The 14,144-nt window shown below is 44.1% G+C and carries 7 protein-coding genes; 4 read left to right on the forward strand and 3 right to left on the reverse strand.

Going from position 1 to position 14,144, the window contains the following annotated elements; genetic code table 11:
• Positions 1-54: 54 nt before the first annotated feature.
• The 3 genes from N483_RS23330 to N483_RS23340 all read right to left on the reverse strand — a co-directional run bounded on the left by N483_RS23330 (position 55) and on the right by N483_RS23340 (position 4,764).
• The gene (locus N483_RS23330) at positions 55-1,770 is read right to left on the reverse strand and encodes an alkaline phosphatase D family protein (RefSeq protein ID WP_023397045.1); all 1,716 of its coding nucleotides are present in this window, start codon (positions 1,768-1,770) and stop codon (positions 55-57) included.
• A gap of 617 nt (positions 1,771-2,387) precedes the next feature.
• On the reverse strand, positions 2,388-3,920 hold the full coding sequence (locus N483_RS23335) for a hypothetical protein (protein WP_023397044.1): 1,533 nt from the start codon (positions 3,918-3,920) through the stop codon (positions 2,388-2,390).
• 148 nt (positions 3,921-4,068) lie between these two features.
• Positions 4,069-4,764 carry an SOS response-associated peptidase family protein gene (locus tag N483_RS23340; RefSeq protein ID WP_023397043.1) on the reverse strand — a complete coding sequence of 232 codons (696 nt, stop codon included), beginning with the start codon at positions 4,762-4,764 and terminating at the stop codon, positions 4,069-4,071.
• Between the two features lie 122 nt (positions 4,765-4,886).
• Here N483_RS23340 and imuA point away from each other — a divergent pair, with 122 nt between their 5' ends.
• The 4 genes from imuA to N483_RS23360 all read left to right on the forward strand — a co-directional run bounded on the left by imuA (position 4,887) and on the right by N483_RS23360 (position 14,141).
• Positions 4,887-5,591, forward strand: a complete 705-nt coding sequence (imuA, locus tag N483_RS23345) for a translesion DNA synthesis-associated protein ImuA (RefSeq protein ID WP_023397042.1) — start codon at positions 4,887-4,889, stop codon at positions 5,589-5,591.
• Positions 5,592-5,595: 4 nt separating this feature from the next.
• Complete coding sequence (locus N483_RS23350) at positions 5,596-7,011, forward strand: Y-family DNA polymerase (protein ID WP_023397041.1); 1,416 nt, start codon at positions 5,596-5,598, stop codon at positions 7,009-7,011.
• The gene (locus tag N483_RS23355) at positions 7,011-10,079 is read left to right on the forward strand and encodes an error-prone DNA polymerase (RefSeq protein WP_023397040.1); all 3,069 of its coding nucleotides are present in this window, start codon (positions 7,011-7,013) and stop codon (positions 10,077-10,079) included. Before N483_RS23350 ends, N483_RS23355 begins: the two co-directional genes overlap by 1 nt.
• Before the next feature lie 207 nt (positions 10,080-10,286).
• A complete protein-coding gene (locus tag N483_RS23360; RefSeq protein WP_023397039.1) occupies positions 10,287-14,141 on the forward strand; it encodes a two-component regulator propeller domain-containing protein in 3,855 nt (1,284 codons plus the stop codon).
• The last annotated feature ends 3 nt before the right edge of the window (positions 14,142-14,144 follow it).

A 14,144-nucleotide genomic window follows, 5' to 3' on the forward strand; every position in this document is an offset into this window, starting at 1 on the left:
AGCAGGCCAAGATTAAAAAGTAAAAGCGCTGTTGGCGCTTTTACTTTATGCAGTTTAGAAGTTGACTATGGTGGACACTGCTTCTTCTTCTGTGGTTTGAATCGACAGTTTGATTTGCTTATTTTGCCAGTCAATGTCGACCATTCCGTAGTTACTGCCTGATTTATTGATCAAGTGTCTATCGCTGGTGGTCAAATTGCTTACATTACTACTGACAATTCCGACTTTTCCACTTGGTATGCTTGCACCACTTGGCGCACAGTTACCCCACTCACCTGCAATCCCTTTGCCATTGTCATCCACTTTAGTGTAACACCAAGGTTGATCATGATCTTTGCTGGTGCAGCCTCTATAGGTCGTAATGCCGTAAGTGAATGGGAATTGACATTGCTGGTTGTACTGTCCATTTCCCTTAGTGTCAGCGTAGACTGGTAAGCGTAATGGATTCTCAATATGGTAAGGCCAGTTTTGACCAAAGCCAGATGCGGTTACTTCATAAACAGTGACTGCTGAGCCATGCTCGGCGCTAGCTGGAATGGTTTTTTGTAGTAGCTCTCCCCAGTGTTGATCGCCAGAGAGGAATATCACAGCTTTGGTCTTACCCGAGTTAACCGACTTTTGTACAAGGCGAAGCAGTCGATTTCGCTCCATAGGGACTTCAGCCCACGATTCATAGCTGGTACCAGACATACCCGTTTCATTAAGTTCGGCAATGGCCTGTTCAAACTTTTTGCCATCACCATAGGCACAGTACTTGTCTCGACTTCTACCTTGATAGAGGGGGGGTAAAAACTGAATACCGCTGGCGATCAGCTTGATTTCAGATGGAATATCAAGTTGTTGCTCAAGCCATTGCCACTGTTTTTCTCCTAAAATGGTTGTTTGATCTCCTTCACAGGTCCCATAATTGTCGAATGTAGGTGAACGAAAATAGCGAGCGTCCAATGTGATCACATGGGTTCTTTCATTGCTGGGACCGAGCATCTTGGCTTCATAAATACCGGCTTGGGCACCGTGTCTTGGATCCTGTGAAGGAACATCAAAGTGTCGAAGATATTCTTTTTGACTATTCACCCGCTGTGGATAGTGTTTACCATCGTTATTCGCGCCATAATCATGGTCATCCCAAGTGGCCATCACTGGGATTTTGGCCGCTAAAAACTTTTGGTAGTCAATATTACGCTTCTTGTCATCGTACTTCTGACGCATGGTGCTCATGTCCGTGGTATCAGCGTAAATGTTGTCGCCTAACCAAAGAAATAAATCGGGTTGGTGAGAAATAAGTTTTGCCAGTGCCTGTGGCATATCCCCTTTGGTTTTGAAGCAGGAGCCCAGCGCGACTCTGTCGAGTCTTTTGCTCGGCTGAGGGTGGGTGTGTGTCAGTAGAGGTTCGTTTTCGATGGTTTCACAGTTTTCCCAGTTACCTTCACCATCTGTATAGCACCAAGGCGTATCTTGGTTTATGGTTGCGCAGCCAAAAAACTTTTCCCCTTGATACTCGGATGGTGTTTGACACAGCTTTCCTGAAATTGTTTTGAATTTTGGAATAGTCTCGGTGCGTACATGTCCCCAAGTTTGTCCATCAACGGCTTGTTTTAAATAACACCATTGGCTGTTGCTGTTGTTTTTATCGGTTGTGCCTTGATAGCGAGCAGCTTGATAACTAAACGAAGTTTGACACTGTTCGTAAGGGACTTCTGGCGCTGCGTATGTATGGTATGCGGCACTACTTAACAGAGCTGCTGTTAATATATAGCTTGTTTTTTTCATTGGTATTCCTATTATTTCCTACTGTTCCTCCCTGTGAATTGTGCCTTTTGCGTAACTGGGCGAGTGTGCTTCCTGCTGAACGTGAGCAGTGTATTTCCTAAAAATGAAACGCAGTTGTCAAAAGCATGGCAATATTATGTCTAATGTCATTGTCACGCCGTAATTGGCTGATCTTTCAAAAGGGGTTAACAGGTAAGTTAATGAAATAATAGATTTTTATTATTATATTTATATTCTCTACCAATTTCCTAATTTATCCACTGTTTACTTGCACTTGTACCTGATATTGGCTATTTTGAGCTGGTAATTGTATTTTCCGCATACGACTACAAGGCTACGGACAAAAAGGATTTTGCAATAAAGTTAAAACTAAAAACCATAAAGCTCATGTTATAGAGCAACAGGAAAGTTGGCTTGCCTGCTAACGGTAAACGTTCGCTTGGCAGAGGCGTTAGTTGCACAATTTGTGTCGGTAGTTGTGGCATGGAGCATTCAAGATAAGTTGAGCTCCGGCGACAATATTTGAAATTTGCTAAGTAAAAAGCGGAGCCTATGGCTCCGCTTTTTTTCATCACACCGTCATATTAAGTGGTGTTGAGAGATTTGAAATTTGCTACTTATTTAATGCTATTCCAATACTTTAATGAAAAATTATCAACATTGACCGTTGCGGAGGTATTGCTAAATGACCTTACTCGGACTAAAAAGCGATAGAGTTGCTTGTTGTCATCAAGTGGGTATATCTCATCTACTTGGAAGCTGCCTTTACCTAAAGTCCGAGTTTCACAAAATGACTCAAGTTCGCCACCTCGGTAATAGACATCGGTACATATTTGGAGTGGTTCACCATATTCAGCCTCTGTGACATTGAGATCTAACATAGTATGAATTTGTGTCGCGTATGCATCATAGCTCCATGGAAAAAAGTAAGAGTAGCTTGCTTGGCGCCAAGGAGAAATGGCCATCTCTAGGCTTTGCTCACCGTACAGAGGAGTATCTTGATTGAGAGAAATCGAGACTTGATCAGGGTAACGCGTGGTAAATTCGACATTGCCTGACTCATAATCATTACGTACTTGATAAGCTGCACCTTCGACTTCTGTAGCCGCACTATACATGTCTATATTTTCAATCAATATGACACCGCTTGCCTCAATATCAAAAGCGATAGAAGTGATCAGTGCTGTGTAGTAGTCATCACTGAAATCTAACATCAGCGGGACAAGCTTACGCTCGTTCGGAGCTAATACTAGAGTGTTGTAGTTGGCAATTGTATTAGCTGCGCTCGAAAGCTCTTTGGTGAAGTCAGTACGGCCTGAGAATGTGATTGTACGAGGCTCATTACTAGGGTTATGCAATGTGACATAGGTTGCAAGGTAGTTATGTGTAGAGTGAGCCATGAAAAGGCCGCTCGTTTTGTTGAATTTCAGTTTGTGGCGCCCAGACTCATCGGCATTGACCTGTATTGCATATTGTCCATTGTCAGTGTGATGATTTACCACGGAAGGGTTGCCAGAAAAGTACCGATCAAGCTCCGTTTGGATTGCTGAATCAGAGCTGCCATCGATTGTTAAGTGTGTAATTGCCGTGCTCGCTTCGCCTTTATTTTCACCGAGTGATGCTTCTATATTGTCAAAAATAACAGGCATTTCCTCAAGCAAATGGGTACTCCACTGAGCCGTCACATTGGTGATTTTTTTGCCCTTTGGCAGGGTCGTTTTGAAATCAAATGAATGTATGCTGTCGGCTTGTGGTGGCACTATGTGGCCGTCCGAGTTGTACACGACCATTTGGCTGCCGTCATCGAACTCAATTAAGAATGATGTATAGAAATAGAGGTTTTGCGCATATTGTGCATGAGCAAGCTCAGGTAGCTTGATATCATAACTGACTTTGAAAGGGGTTGATTGAGAAAATGTTTGATTGATTGCGAATGTGCGTTGGATCTCGAAGTGGCTTTGCGCATTCACTTGTAGACTGTAATTTCCCGATATTGGATATTGATTGCTTTGCCCTATGGAAGTGATATCGCCGTAATTGATCTCAATTCCTTCAGATGAGCGTTCAAAATCTAGCTGTGCGATTGGCTGAGCATAGGCTTGATTTGCAAATAGACCTGCTAAAGCAAGTACTAAAGACTTAACTTTCATATTCCTTTCCTTATTTAGTTGTAATTTCGCTGTTTTTGTCGGTAGGTTGAATAAAATATTTAGCTCTATTTTTAACAAAATAATAAAATACTAATTTAGTATTAAGTTTTTAACCGGGGGTGTTTGTTTTATGAACAGCTTTTAACTGTTACTGATCTTGCGGAATAATCACTTCTGGTCCTATGGGGTTGTAACGGCTTGGTTTATCAATTTGTTGTGCAATTAACGTTTGGGGTAAGTATGGCGTCAGTAAGGGTGTGAAGTGCGCCACATTATGGTAAGTATCATCTAGCCACTGATCTAGTAACCTCGGCTGTTGAGGCAAAATAAATGGGCTGGCTTTATCGTGGTATGGCGCAAGCTTTGGGTGCGGCGAAAGCGTAATGATTGAGCAGGAAAATATCTGCTCTTGGGTAACAGGATGATGCCATTTTTTATACAAACCAGCGAAACACAGTGCTGCATTGTGTGCTTTAAAGTCATAATAATGTAATGGTTTGCCATTTTTGTATTGTGTTTCTCCAAACCCTTTTGCAACCACAATACAGCGGTGGTGCCTAAATGGTTGATATGCGGCACTGGTTGTGACGTTGAGTTTGTCGTGGCGGCTATTGAACGAGGTATATTTAGAGGGTTTAAAGCCGGTTTCAGTTTGTGTAAGTAGCAGCCACCAAGTTGCGTCAGTTACTTTACGCTGATTATTTTCTTGATAGATGATGCTCACTTTATCGGTTGCTCTTTTAAAGCGTGCGAACTGTATTTTCTCTGTTGGGTTTTCGATGCCCAAGTCTATTAATATTTGGATCACAAAGGGGTCATCTGTGATGTTAAGCCTGCCACACATATGCTTGTCACCTCCACGAATGTATCCGCTATGACAAATATAGTTCAGCCAATGCGGACGATAAACTTGCACTTTTGAAATTGATCATTGATACTGTATATATATACAGTAAAGTGTGTGATATGGCCAATTTAATCGATTTTTTACAACATCAGAACCTTGTTTGGCAAGGGACTGATAATGCACCACTGACTCAGCGCTTAGTTGAAAAAGTAAGCACAGGGTATGATGTACTTGATGCGCATCTTGATGGTGGGTTCCCTATGCCTGGAGTGGTGGATATAAAAAGCCACACGGGGGTAGGTGAAGTACGTTTACTGCTACCTTATATTCGCTCGCAATCGCGCTTATGTGTCATGATAAACCCGCCAGCTTGTATCAATGCCCATGCGCTTGTACATCAAGATGTTATGACTGAACTTGTATGGGTGATCTCGACTAACACTTGCCAAGAAGCACTATGGGCGGCAGAGCAGTGTTTAAAAAGTGGTGCGTGTGGCAGCGTCTTGTTATGGCATCGAGATCTGCAAGTACATCAGGTCAAACGCTTATTGCTGAGCGCTCAAACGGGCAAAAGTTTATGTTGCTTGTTACGTAACGATGTTTCTCAATTTGGTTCTCTGCCTGTGAGTTTATGCTTGCAACTCGAACCAGATATTGATGGGCTTAAAATTAAGGTGAATAAATTACGCGGTGGTTGGGCTAAACCACAATTAACCCTGCCTTGGACGTTACTATGGCCACTAGTGATGACGCAGACTGAGCAGACGTCTCTTGAAGCCCAAGTGTTACCTTTTTTACAGCCGCAGCGCCGCGCGAGCAGGTAGGGTTATGGCTCTTTGGCTTTATTTACACTTTCCTCAGCTGCAATTGGACAGTCTACACGCTCAAGATATGCAAGTGCCCCCGACCATTATCGTTTCAGGTAAAAATCACAGCGTCATACAGTTGAATCGGTCGGCTCAGCAACTGGGGGTGCGCAAAGAGATGGGGTTAGGTGCTGCTGCCGCGATGAGTTCGTCTTTATGTGTGCTTGAATATAGTGAGGTATATACGCAAAAGCGTTTAATTGAGTTGGCTCAATGGCTCTATTTAGACACTGCTGAAATACATTTATCAGAACCAGATGGGCTGCTGTTGAAAGTGTCGAGTATGCTGTCTTTACATCAAGACTTAGACCATTACTGGCAAGTTATTCAAGCTCGACTTGAATCACAGCATGTGCATTATCATTTTAGCTTGGGCTATTCGCCTATTGCGGCGCAGCTGCTGGCACAAAATCAGTTTGACAGCCTGTGTCAAAATCGTGAGCAACTCATGAGGCAGTTAGGCAAGCTGTCAATCAATACTTTGGCGTTGACAAGTCAGCAACAGCAAAAGCTAACGCGTGTAGGCGTGAGAACAGTACAGGCCTTATTGGATATTCCATTGTTGGAACTCGGTAAGCGATTCGATACAGCCTTAGTGCATTATGTTGGGCGTTTACAGGGCAAATTGCATCACCCGGTCACCTTTTATCAGCCACCTGAAGTATTTGAACGTCATTTAACCTTGCTGTATGAAATTGAGAACCTCGACTTTTTAGCTCGCCCATTACTTAAGCTGCTGGTGCAACTAGAGCAGTTTTTACGGCTGCGCAATAAGCTGACTCAGTCCATTGAGTTGACATTTTATCAGCGTGATTGTGACGCATTGCAATTGAGTGTAGGGAGCGCACAAGGGGAATATCGAGCAGATAAATGGCAAGCTTTGTGTCAGCTTGTATTAGAGCGGACTCAGCTATCAGCTCCTTTACAAGCTGTGGCGTTAAAAGTGCCGATACTTTGTGAACCGCAGACATTGGCAGATGATTTATTCTCTGAACGTATTGGCACAATGACCGCTGCGGGTTTGCTGAGTACTTTACAGGCAAAGTTAGGTGAAGAGGCTGTGCAGGGGATCCAACCAATGGCCGATGCTCGCCCAGAGCACGCAACAGGTCGAGTTGAGCCATTAGTGCACGTTAAACGCACAACAATACCAGAGCAAAAACCACCGTTATGTAGGCCTAATCTGTTGTTACCTCACGTGCAGCCTTTACATTGTAAAGTGATACTACTTCAGGGCCCTGAAAGAATCGCAACAGGATGGTGGGATGGTCATGAAGTAGAGCGCGATTACTTTGTGGCACAAGATGAAAGTTATCGACGTCTATGGGTTTTTAGAGATCGGCAGCAGCGTTGGTTTATGCATGGGATATTTAGTTAATGCAGTACGCAGAGCTTTTTTGCCAGAGCAATTTTTCATTTTTGACAGGGGCGTCACACCCAGAAGAATTGGTTAAACAAGCCCACTTTTTTGGCTACTCAGCACTGGCTATTACCGATGAGTGCTCGCTTGCTGGTGTTGTGCGTGCGCATACCTTGATAAAAGATGAAAAGCTTGACCTAAAATTGATTGTCGGCAGCGTTTTTCGTTTGGAGTCACTACAAGTGGTTTTACTTTGCCCAAATAAAAAGGCCTATAGCGAATTGTGCCGCGTGATCAGCAATGCCCGACGGCGGGCTGACAAAGGTGAGTATGCTCTTGAAAAGTGGGATTTGTTATCTGTAAAACACTGTTTGATAATTTGGTTACCGCAGGGGGAAGTTGAGGATGAAAACTGGGGAACTTGGCTCTCTCGACATCATGCCTCACGTGTTTGGATAGGGATACAGCGAAATTTAAGTAATCAAGAAAAGCAATACCTGCATCATTGTGAAACATTGGCTCAGCAGCTGCATTTCCCAATCTGTGCCGTGGGCGCAGTGTTAATGCACAGTGCTCAGCGTATCCGTCTCCAGCATGTACTGACTGCCATCAGTCAGAATCAAAGTGTTGAGCAAGTTAAAGCCCAGTTGCTGAGCAATTGTGAGCGAGCAATGCGCTCAAAAGATAAAGTCAGCAAAATATTTAAGCCACCTTGGGTCACAGAGTCATTAAAGATTGCAAAGCTGTGCACCTTTAATTTAGATGAGTTGCGTTACCAATACCCCAGTGAGTTAGTGCCACAAGGCCAAACAGCAATGCAATATTTAAGATCTTTGGTAGCAAAAGGCATACAGCGCCGTTTTACTGAAGGAGTCCCTGATGATATTGCCAAGACCATCGAAAAGGAGTTGAGCTTAATTGAAGAGCTGGACTATCCCTACTTTTTTTTGACTATTTATGACATCGTGATGTTTGCCAAAAAGCAGGGAATTCTCTATCAAGGAAGAGGTTCCGCGGCCAACTCAGTGGTGTGTTACTGCTTAGAGATCACGGCGGTAGATCCCCGTCAAGTTGCGGTTCTGTTTGAACGCTTTATTAGCCGAGAGCGCAACGAACCGCCTGACATCGACGTTGACTTCGAGCATCAAAGGCGCGAAGAGGTGATCCAATATATTTATCAAAAGTATGGCCGCAAACGCGCTGCATTGGCTGCGACTGTAATTACTTACCGCTTTAAAAGTGCAGTGCGTGATGTGGGAAAGGCGCTCGGGATCAGTGAGACGCAATTGGTCTATTTTATTAAAAACGTAAATCGACGTGATCGCAGTTTGAACTGGCAAGCGCAAATTGTTGAGCTGGGCTTAGAGCCGGACTCATTAAAAGGTGCGCAGTTTATCGAGCTGGTCAATGAAGTCATGGGATTCCCGCGTCATTTGTCGCAGCATGTCGGTGGCTTTGTGATTTCCGCAGGGCCTCTACATGATTTAGTGCCAGTCGAAAATGCTGCAATGCCAGAGCGTACAGTGATCCAGTGGGATAAAGACGATTTAGAAAGCCTTGCTCTGTTAAAAGTAGATGTGCTGGCTTTGGGTATGCTCAGTGCTATTCGTAAAACATTTGAGTTGGTTGAGCAACACACGGGACGGAGCTTGAACATTGCGCAGCTAACCCGGTTACAAGATGACCCAAAAGTGTACGACATGATTCAAAAAGCAGACACTGTGGGGGTATTTCAAATTGAGTCTCGTGCACAAATGAGCATGCTACCTCGTTTAAAGCCTCAGTGTTACTATGATTTGGTGATTCAAATAGCCATTGTAAGACCGGGACCAATTCAAGGTGATATGGTGCATCCATTTTTGAAACGGCGCAATGGTGAAGAGCCTGTTACTTACCCCTCTGAGGCCGTGAAGTCAGTGTTGGAACGCACCTTAGGAGTGCCAATATTTCAAGAGCAGGTCATTAAGCTGGCGATGGTTGCTGCTGGGTTTTCTGGAGGGGAAGCCGATAAACTCAGACGTGCGATGGCGTCTTGGAAAAAGACCGGAGAGTTGATGCAGTTTAAAGAAAAGCTACTCAACGGCATGACTCAAAGGGGGTACGATAGCCAATTTGCAGAGCGTATCTTTGAGCAGATCTGTGGGTTTGGAGAGTATGGCTTTCCCGAGAGTCACTCAGCTTCATTTGCCGTATTAGCGTATGCATCGTCTTGGCTGAAGTTTTATTATCCGGCGATGTTTTACACTGCATTACTCAATAGTTTACCTATGGGGTTTTACAGTGCATCACAGTTACTCCAAGATGCTAGACGCCATAATGTGCCTGTCTTACCTGTATGTGTGAACCACTCCCGCTATGAGCATTTTATATGTCAGGTTGAAGGGATATGGGCTATTCAGTTAGGTTTTAGGATTATTAAAGGACTTAATCAAAATATTGCAATACTCATAGCTGATAAACGTCCTAAGCAGGGGTTTAAAAGTCTACGGTGTTTGTCTGAATTAGGCGTCGAGAAAGTTGCACTTGAGCGCTTGGCGTCTGCAAATGCGCTGTCTTGCTTTAGCGATGATAGATATGCAGCTCGTTGGCAGCTGATGGAACAAGAGTCTACTCTGCCCCTTTTTAATGCGCTGCCATATGATCAGGTGCCCCATATTCAATCGCCAGATGCGTTTGAAGATTTATTGGAGGACTACGCTGCGACGGGAGTGACGCTTAACCAACACCCGATCACCTTGCTTGATGAGGCGCAGATGCTTGGTGCATTTACACGGATGACTGATTTAAATAAAAAAGCACACAAAAGCTTGGTGACGGTGATAGGTGTGGTGACGGGGAAGCAATCCCCTGGAACGGCTGCTGGTGTGACATTTTTCACGCTAGAAGATGACACCGGCAATATTAATGTGGTGGTATGGGCTGGCACAGCTAGGGCACAAAAGCAGGCTTACTTAGGCGCTAAATTATTAGAAGTAAGGGGGATTGTAGAAAAAGAAGGGGATGTGATCCATGTTATTGCCGGGCGCTTAATTGACCGTAGTGAGCTGCTTCAAGGGTTTGATGCAAAATCACGAAACTTTCATTAAAAGGCTGTGTTAGGTCAGACCATTCAAAATGCCTTGAGTGCTGTAATTTACTGCAACTGTGCCATTTCCTACTGAGAGTGAATTGGACTCAGCCTCTAACTTCGCAGTCTCTTGCTGGTTTCTTTCAAAGCTTTCATCCCTTACCTATACTGAAAGCCTAGATGCACTTTACTTGTTTGAACTTTTCATTCGGATATCGTAGTGAACATGTCTTTGCTCATTCGGTTCATCACTTATTTAACTGCTGCACTGTGTTTGTATGTGCCGCATCAAGGGATAGCGAATCATCACGCAGAATCGGAACATCGCTTTTTTGAGTTAGGTGAACTCATTTTTCAGCATGTCGGCGACAGTGACAAAATACCCAAAGGGGTTGTCACTGCCATGGTGCAAGATCAGCAAGGGTTTATTTGGATAGGGACACAATTTGGATTAGTTCGTTATGACGGCTATCGCTTTAAACGTTTTGAGCACAACCCAGATAACCCTTATTCATTGTCAGGCAATTTTATTCGCGCCTTATGGGTAGGTGTTAAAGGGCGGATTTGGATTGGCACATTCTCTGATGGCATGACGGTATTTGACCCCACTACCAATCAGTTTCAGCACTTCAAACACCATGTTAACAATACAAGCAGCCTGTCTAACAACAATATTCGAGCAGTTACAGGAGATGAAGAGGGCAATATCTTTGTCGCTAGCAATGACGGCTTAAATCACATAAATAGCCAGACTGGCGAGGTAACGCGGCTAAACAATATTTCCGGGTGTGATTTGCCTTTTAAAACCGCGCGAATACGCTCATTACTGATTGAGCGAAAACAGGTTCTTTGGGTAGGCACTCAGCTGGGTTTATGTCGCATAACACTACCTGATACACAATTGAATCTACAACCTCAGTTATTAGGGCAAACATACACACAGTTCAATGACAAAAACGTCTATCGTCTCTATTTAGCTCGAGACAAGGCTGTTTGGGTTGGTACAACAGATCATGGAGCTGCACGAATTGACCAAGAGACTTTTCAAGTCAAATGGCTAGAACATCAATCAGGCAATAATAAATCACTGAGTCATCACTGGGTTAATGGGATAGTGCAGCCAAGTACCGATGAAGTTTGGCTCGCTACATCCGGCAAGGGTATTACCGTTGTTGATGCGACATCAACCACTGTAATACGCCATATCCGCCATGAACCATTAAATCAATATAGTATTGCACTAGACACAATGGGGGCGATGTTAGTGGATGATTCGGGTGTTGTGTGGGTGGGTACTTGGGGTGGAGGAGTGAGCCGATACAACCCGAAAAATGGAGCATTCAGAACATTTGTTCGCCATCTTGATCGACCTAATTCATTGAGTCATAGCGATATAAAAGGTTTTGTTGAGCTAGACAATGGCCAGATCTGGGTGGGCAATGCTCAATCAGGCATCGATATCATAGATCCTAGTGTTGGCGTCATTGGCGGGTTTCGTCCTCAGCCTGATAACCCGCAGGCACTGGCTGATGGCTATGTCCGAGTGATGTTGCAAACCCGCGATGGCAGCGTATGGGCCGGCACAACCAACAAAGGGTTACACCGGTTTGATATTACAAAGCGGCGATTTTACCGCTATATGATACCAGAAGGACTGCCTAGTATTCAGATAGTAACCTTGCTCGAAACGCCACAAAATAGGTTGTGGGTTGGCACAGGAGAAGGGGTTGCCTTGGTAAATACTCAAACTCAAAAAGTAGAGACCCTGTCGGCGTTTAGTGGGCACGAATTGCTCATGGGCAAATCGATTTTAAACTTTGCTTATGACCATGCGAATCGCCTTTGGATTGGCACACGTAATGGTTTATTAGTCATCTTGCTCGACGACAAAAAAGTGCTTGAAGTGAGCGCTGAGGCCGGTACAACAGCCAGTTTATCTGATAACTATATCAACAGTTTATTGATAGATAACAAGCAAAGGCTGGTGGTTGCCACACCTCATGGACTAGATCGTTTAGTGCGTTTTGACGGACGTTACGCCGAGTTTGAGTCTCTCAATGAGCTCGCTGGTAGACCTGCTGGGACGGCGGGAAATTTACTGGAAGATGGGCAGGGGAGGCTGTGGAATGGCTATGGTTGGCTGGATCCCGAAAAGCGAACATGGCAGGACCTCACAAATGCTGATGATTGGGATATAGGCACCATGTGGACAGGTTCATATACCAAATTGCGCGACGGCACCATGTTGTATGGGGGAACAAAAGGGATCTTAATACTGCGCCCGGATCGTTGGCAAAGTTGGCAGTATCAACCAAAGCTGGTGATCAGTGAGCTGGAAGTCGACAACTTAGCTGTGCCAGTTCCTAAGCAGTTGCAGTTACCCGCATCTACCAAAAGCTTTTCTATAGAGTTTTCAGCACTGGATTTTACCTTTCCTGAACGCAATCAGTATGCGTACAAACTGCAAGGTTATGATGAAGACTGGATTTATACAGATGCGTCAAAGCGGCGTATCACTTATACACGCCTTCCTCCGGGCCGTTATCATTTTCATGTTAAGGGAACCAATCGCACTGGAGTTTGGAGCCACCATCAAATAGATTTAAGTATTGTGCAACAACCGAAATGGTTTGAAACAATCTGGTTTAAACTGTCGTTATTACTGCTCACTATCGGTGTTTTTTATGGCTTTTATCGCTGGCGAGTACGAGGCTTGAAGACGCAGCAAATTGCATTGGACAGGCTGGTGCAATCACGAACAGAAAATATTTCTATGCTGGGCACCATAGGCCAAGAGATCACCTCAACGTTGCAGTTAGACTCGGTACTAGAGCGGGTGTATAAACACGTCAACGAATTAATGAATGCGGATGTCTTTGTGATCGGTATTTTGGATCCACCTCGTCAGCGCATACTTTGCCAATTGGCTATAGAGCAAGGAAAAAAATTACCTTCATTTGAATATATGCTTACAGATAAACGCCGCCCTGCGGTGTGGTGTATCAACAACCAAAAGGAACTGATAATCAATAAAATCGAAGAGCTAAATCGCTATGTTGAGGAGGTGGCTCCACCTGTAAGTGGTGCCAGTACAGAGTCCCTGATCTATTTGCCTTTGATTATTGATAAGCAAGTGTTGGGTTGCCTTACCGTACAGAGCTTTAAACCATCAGCTTTTAATGACAATGATGTACAAATGCTTCGCACCATTGCCAACTACACAGCCATTGCGCTTGCCAATGCTGAGTCAGTAGAAAAGTTGGCGTCTACATTCGGCCAGCTTAAAGATGCTCATGACAACCTGAAACAGACACAAGAACAATTAATACAACAAGAAAAAATGGCGGGTCTTGGGCGTCTTGTATCGGGTGTTGCACATGAAATAAACACCCCATTAGGGATTGGAATCACAGCGAGCTCTCACGCGGTTAAAGAGCTAAAGGAGTGTCACGATTTGTTTGACAACAACAAGCTGACAAAAACCAAACTTCAGTCATTTATTGAAGTGATGACGGAGAGTTTACAGTTGTTAGAGTCGAATCTGACACGGGCCGCACAGTTGGTTAAAAATTTTAAACAAGTCGCTGTGGATCAGTCACTTGAGGAGCTCGGAGAGATTAACCTAGGGCAATATTTAGAGGATATTCTGATGAGCTTAAAACCTAAGTGGAAGCACACAGATATCACACTCAATACGCAATTTTCCGATGACATCGTATTTTCAACTTATCCTGGTGCAATTGCACAGATCCTCACAAACTTGGTTGAAAACGCAGTAAAACATGGCTTTGACGAAGGTAAGCTGGCGGGAGAAATTGAAATCAGTTTGCTATGTACTGACACTCATATCGAATGGACCTTCACCGATAGTGGTAAAGGTATGAACAACGAAACACTCAAAAAGGTATTTGACCCGTTTTACACTACTCGTCGCAGCGCTGGTGGTACAGGGTTAGGTATGCACATAGTCTACAATATTGTTACGCAAAAGCTGCAAGGTGAGATCAGTTGTTTCAGCGAGCCAGAACAGGGATGCCGATTTATTATTCGACTGCCTATTCATGGCCCGGTTGAAAAGTAAGAT

The sequence above is a fragment of the Pseudoalteromonas luteoviolacea NCIMB 1944 genome (assembly GCF_001625565.1).
Taxonomy (GTDB): Bacteria; Pseudomonadota; Gammaproteobacteria; order Enterobacterales; family Alteromonadaceae; genus Pseudoalteromonas; species Pseudoalteromonas luteoviolacea_F.

Excerpts from the sequence above, each read along its gene's own strand:
- N483_RS23330 (WP_023397045.1), bottom strand. The coding sequence starts at position 1,770 with ATGAAAAAAACAAGCTATATATTAACAGCAGCTCTGTTAAGTAGTGCC.
- N483_RS23335 (WP_023397044.1), bottom strand. The coding sequence starts at position 3,920 with ATGAAAGTTAAGTCTTTAGTACTTGCTTTAGCAGGTCTATTTGCAAAT.
- N483_RS23340 (WP_023397043.1), bottom strand. The coding sequence starts at position 4,764 with ATGTGTGGCAGGCTTAACATCACAGATGACCCCTTTGTGATCCAAATA.
- imuA (WP_023397042.1), top strand. The coding sequence starts at position 4,887 with ATGGCCAATTTAATCGATTTTTTACAACATCAGAACCTTGTTTGGCAA.
- N483_RS23350 (WP_023397041.1), top strand. The coding sequence starts at position 5,596 with ATGGCTCTTTGGCTTTATTTACACTTTCCTCAGCTGCAATTGGACAGT.
- N483_RS23355 (WP_023397040.1), top strand. The coding sequence starts at position 7,011 with ATGCAGTACGCAGAGCTTTTTTGCCAGAGCAATTTTTCATTTTTGACA.
- N483_RS23360 (WP_023397039.1), top strand. The coding sequence starts at position 10,287 with ATGTCTTTGCTCATTCGGTTCATCACTTATTTAACTGCTGCACTGTGT.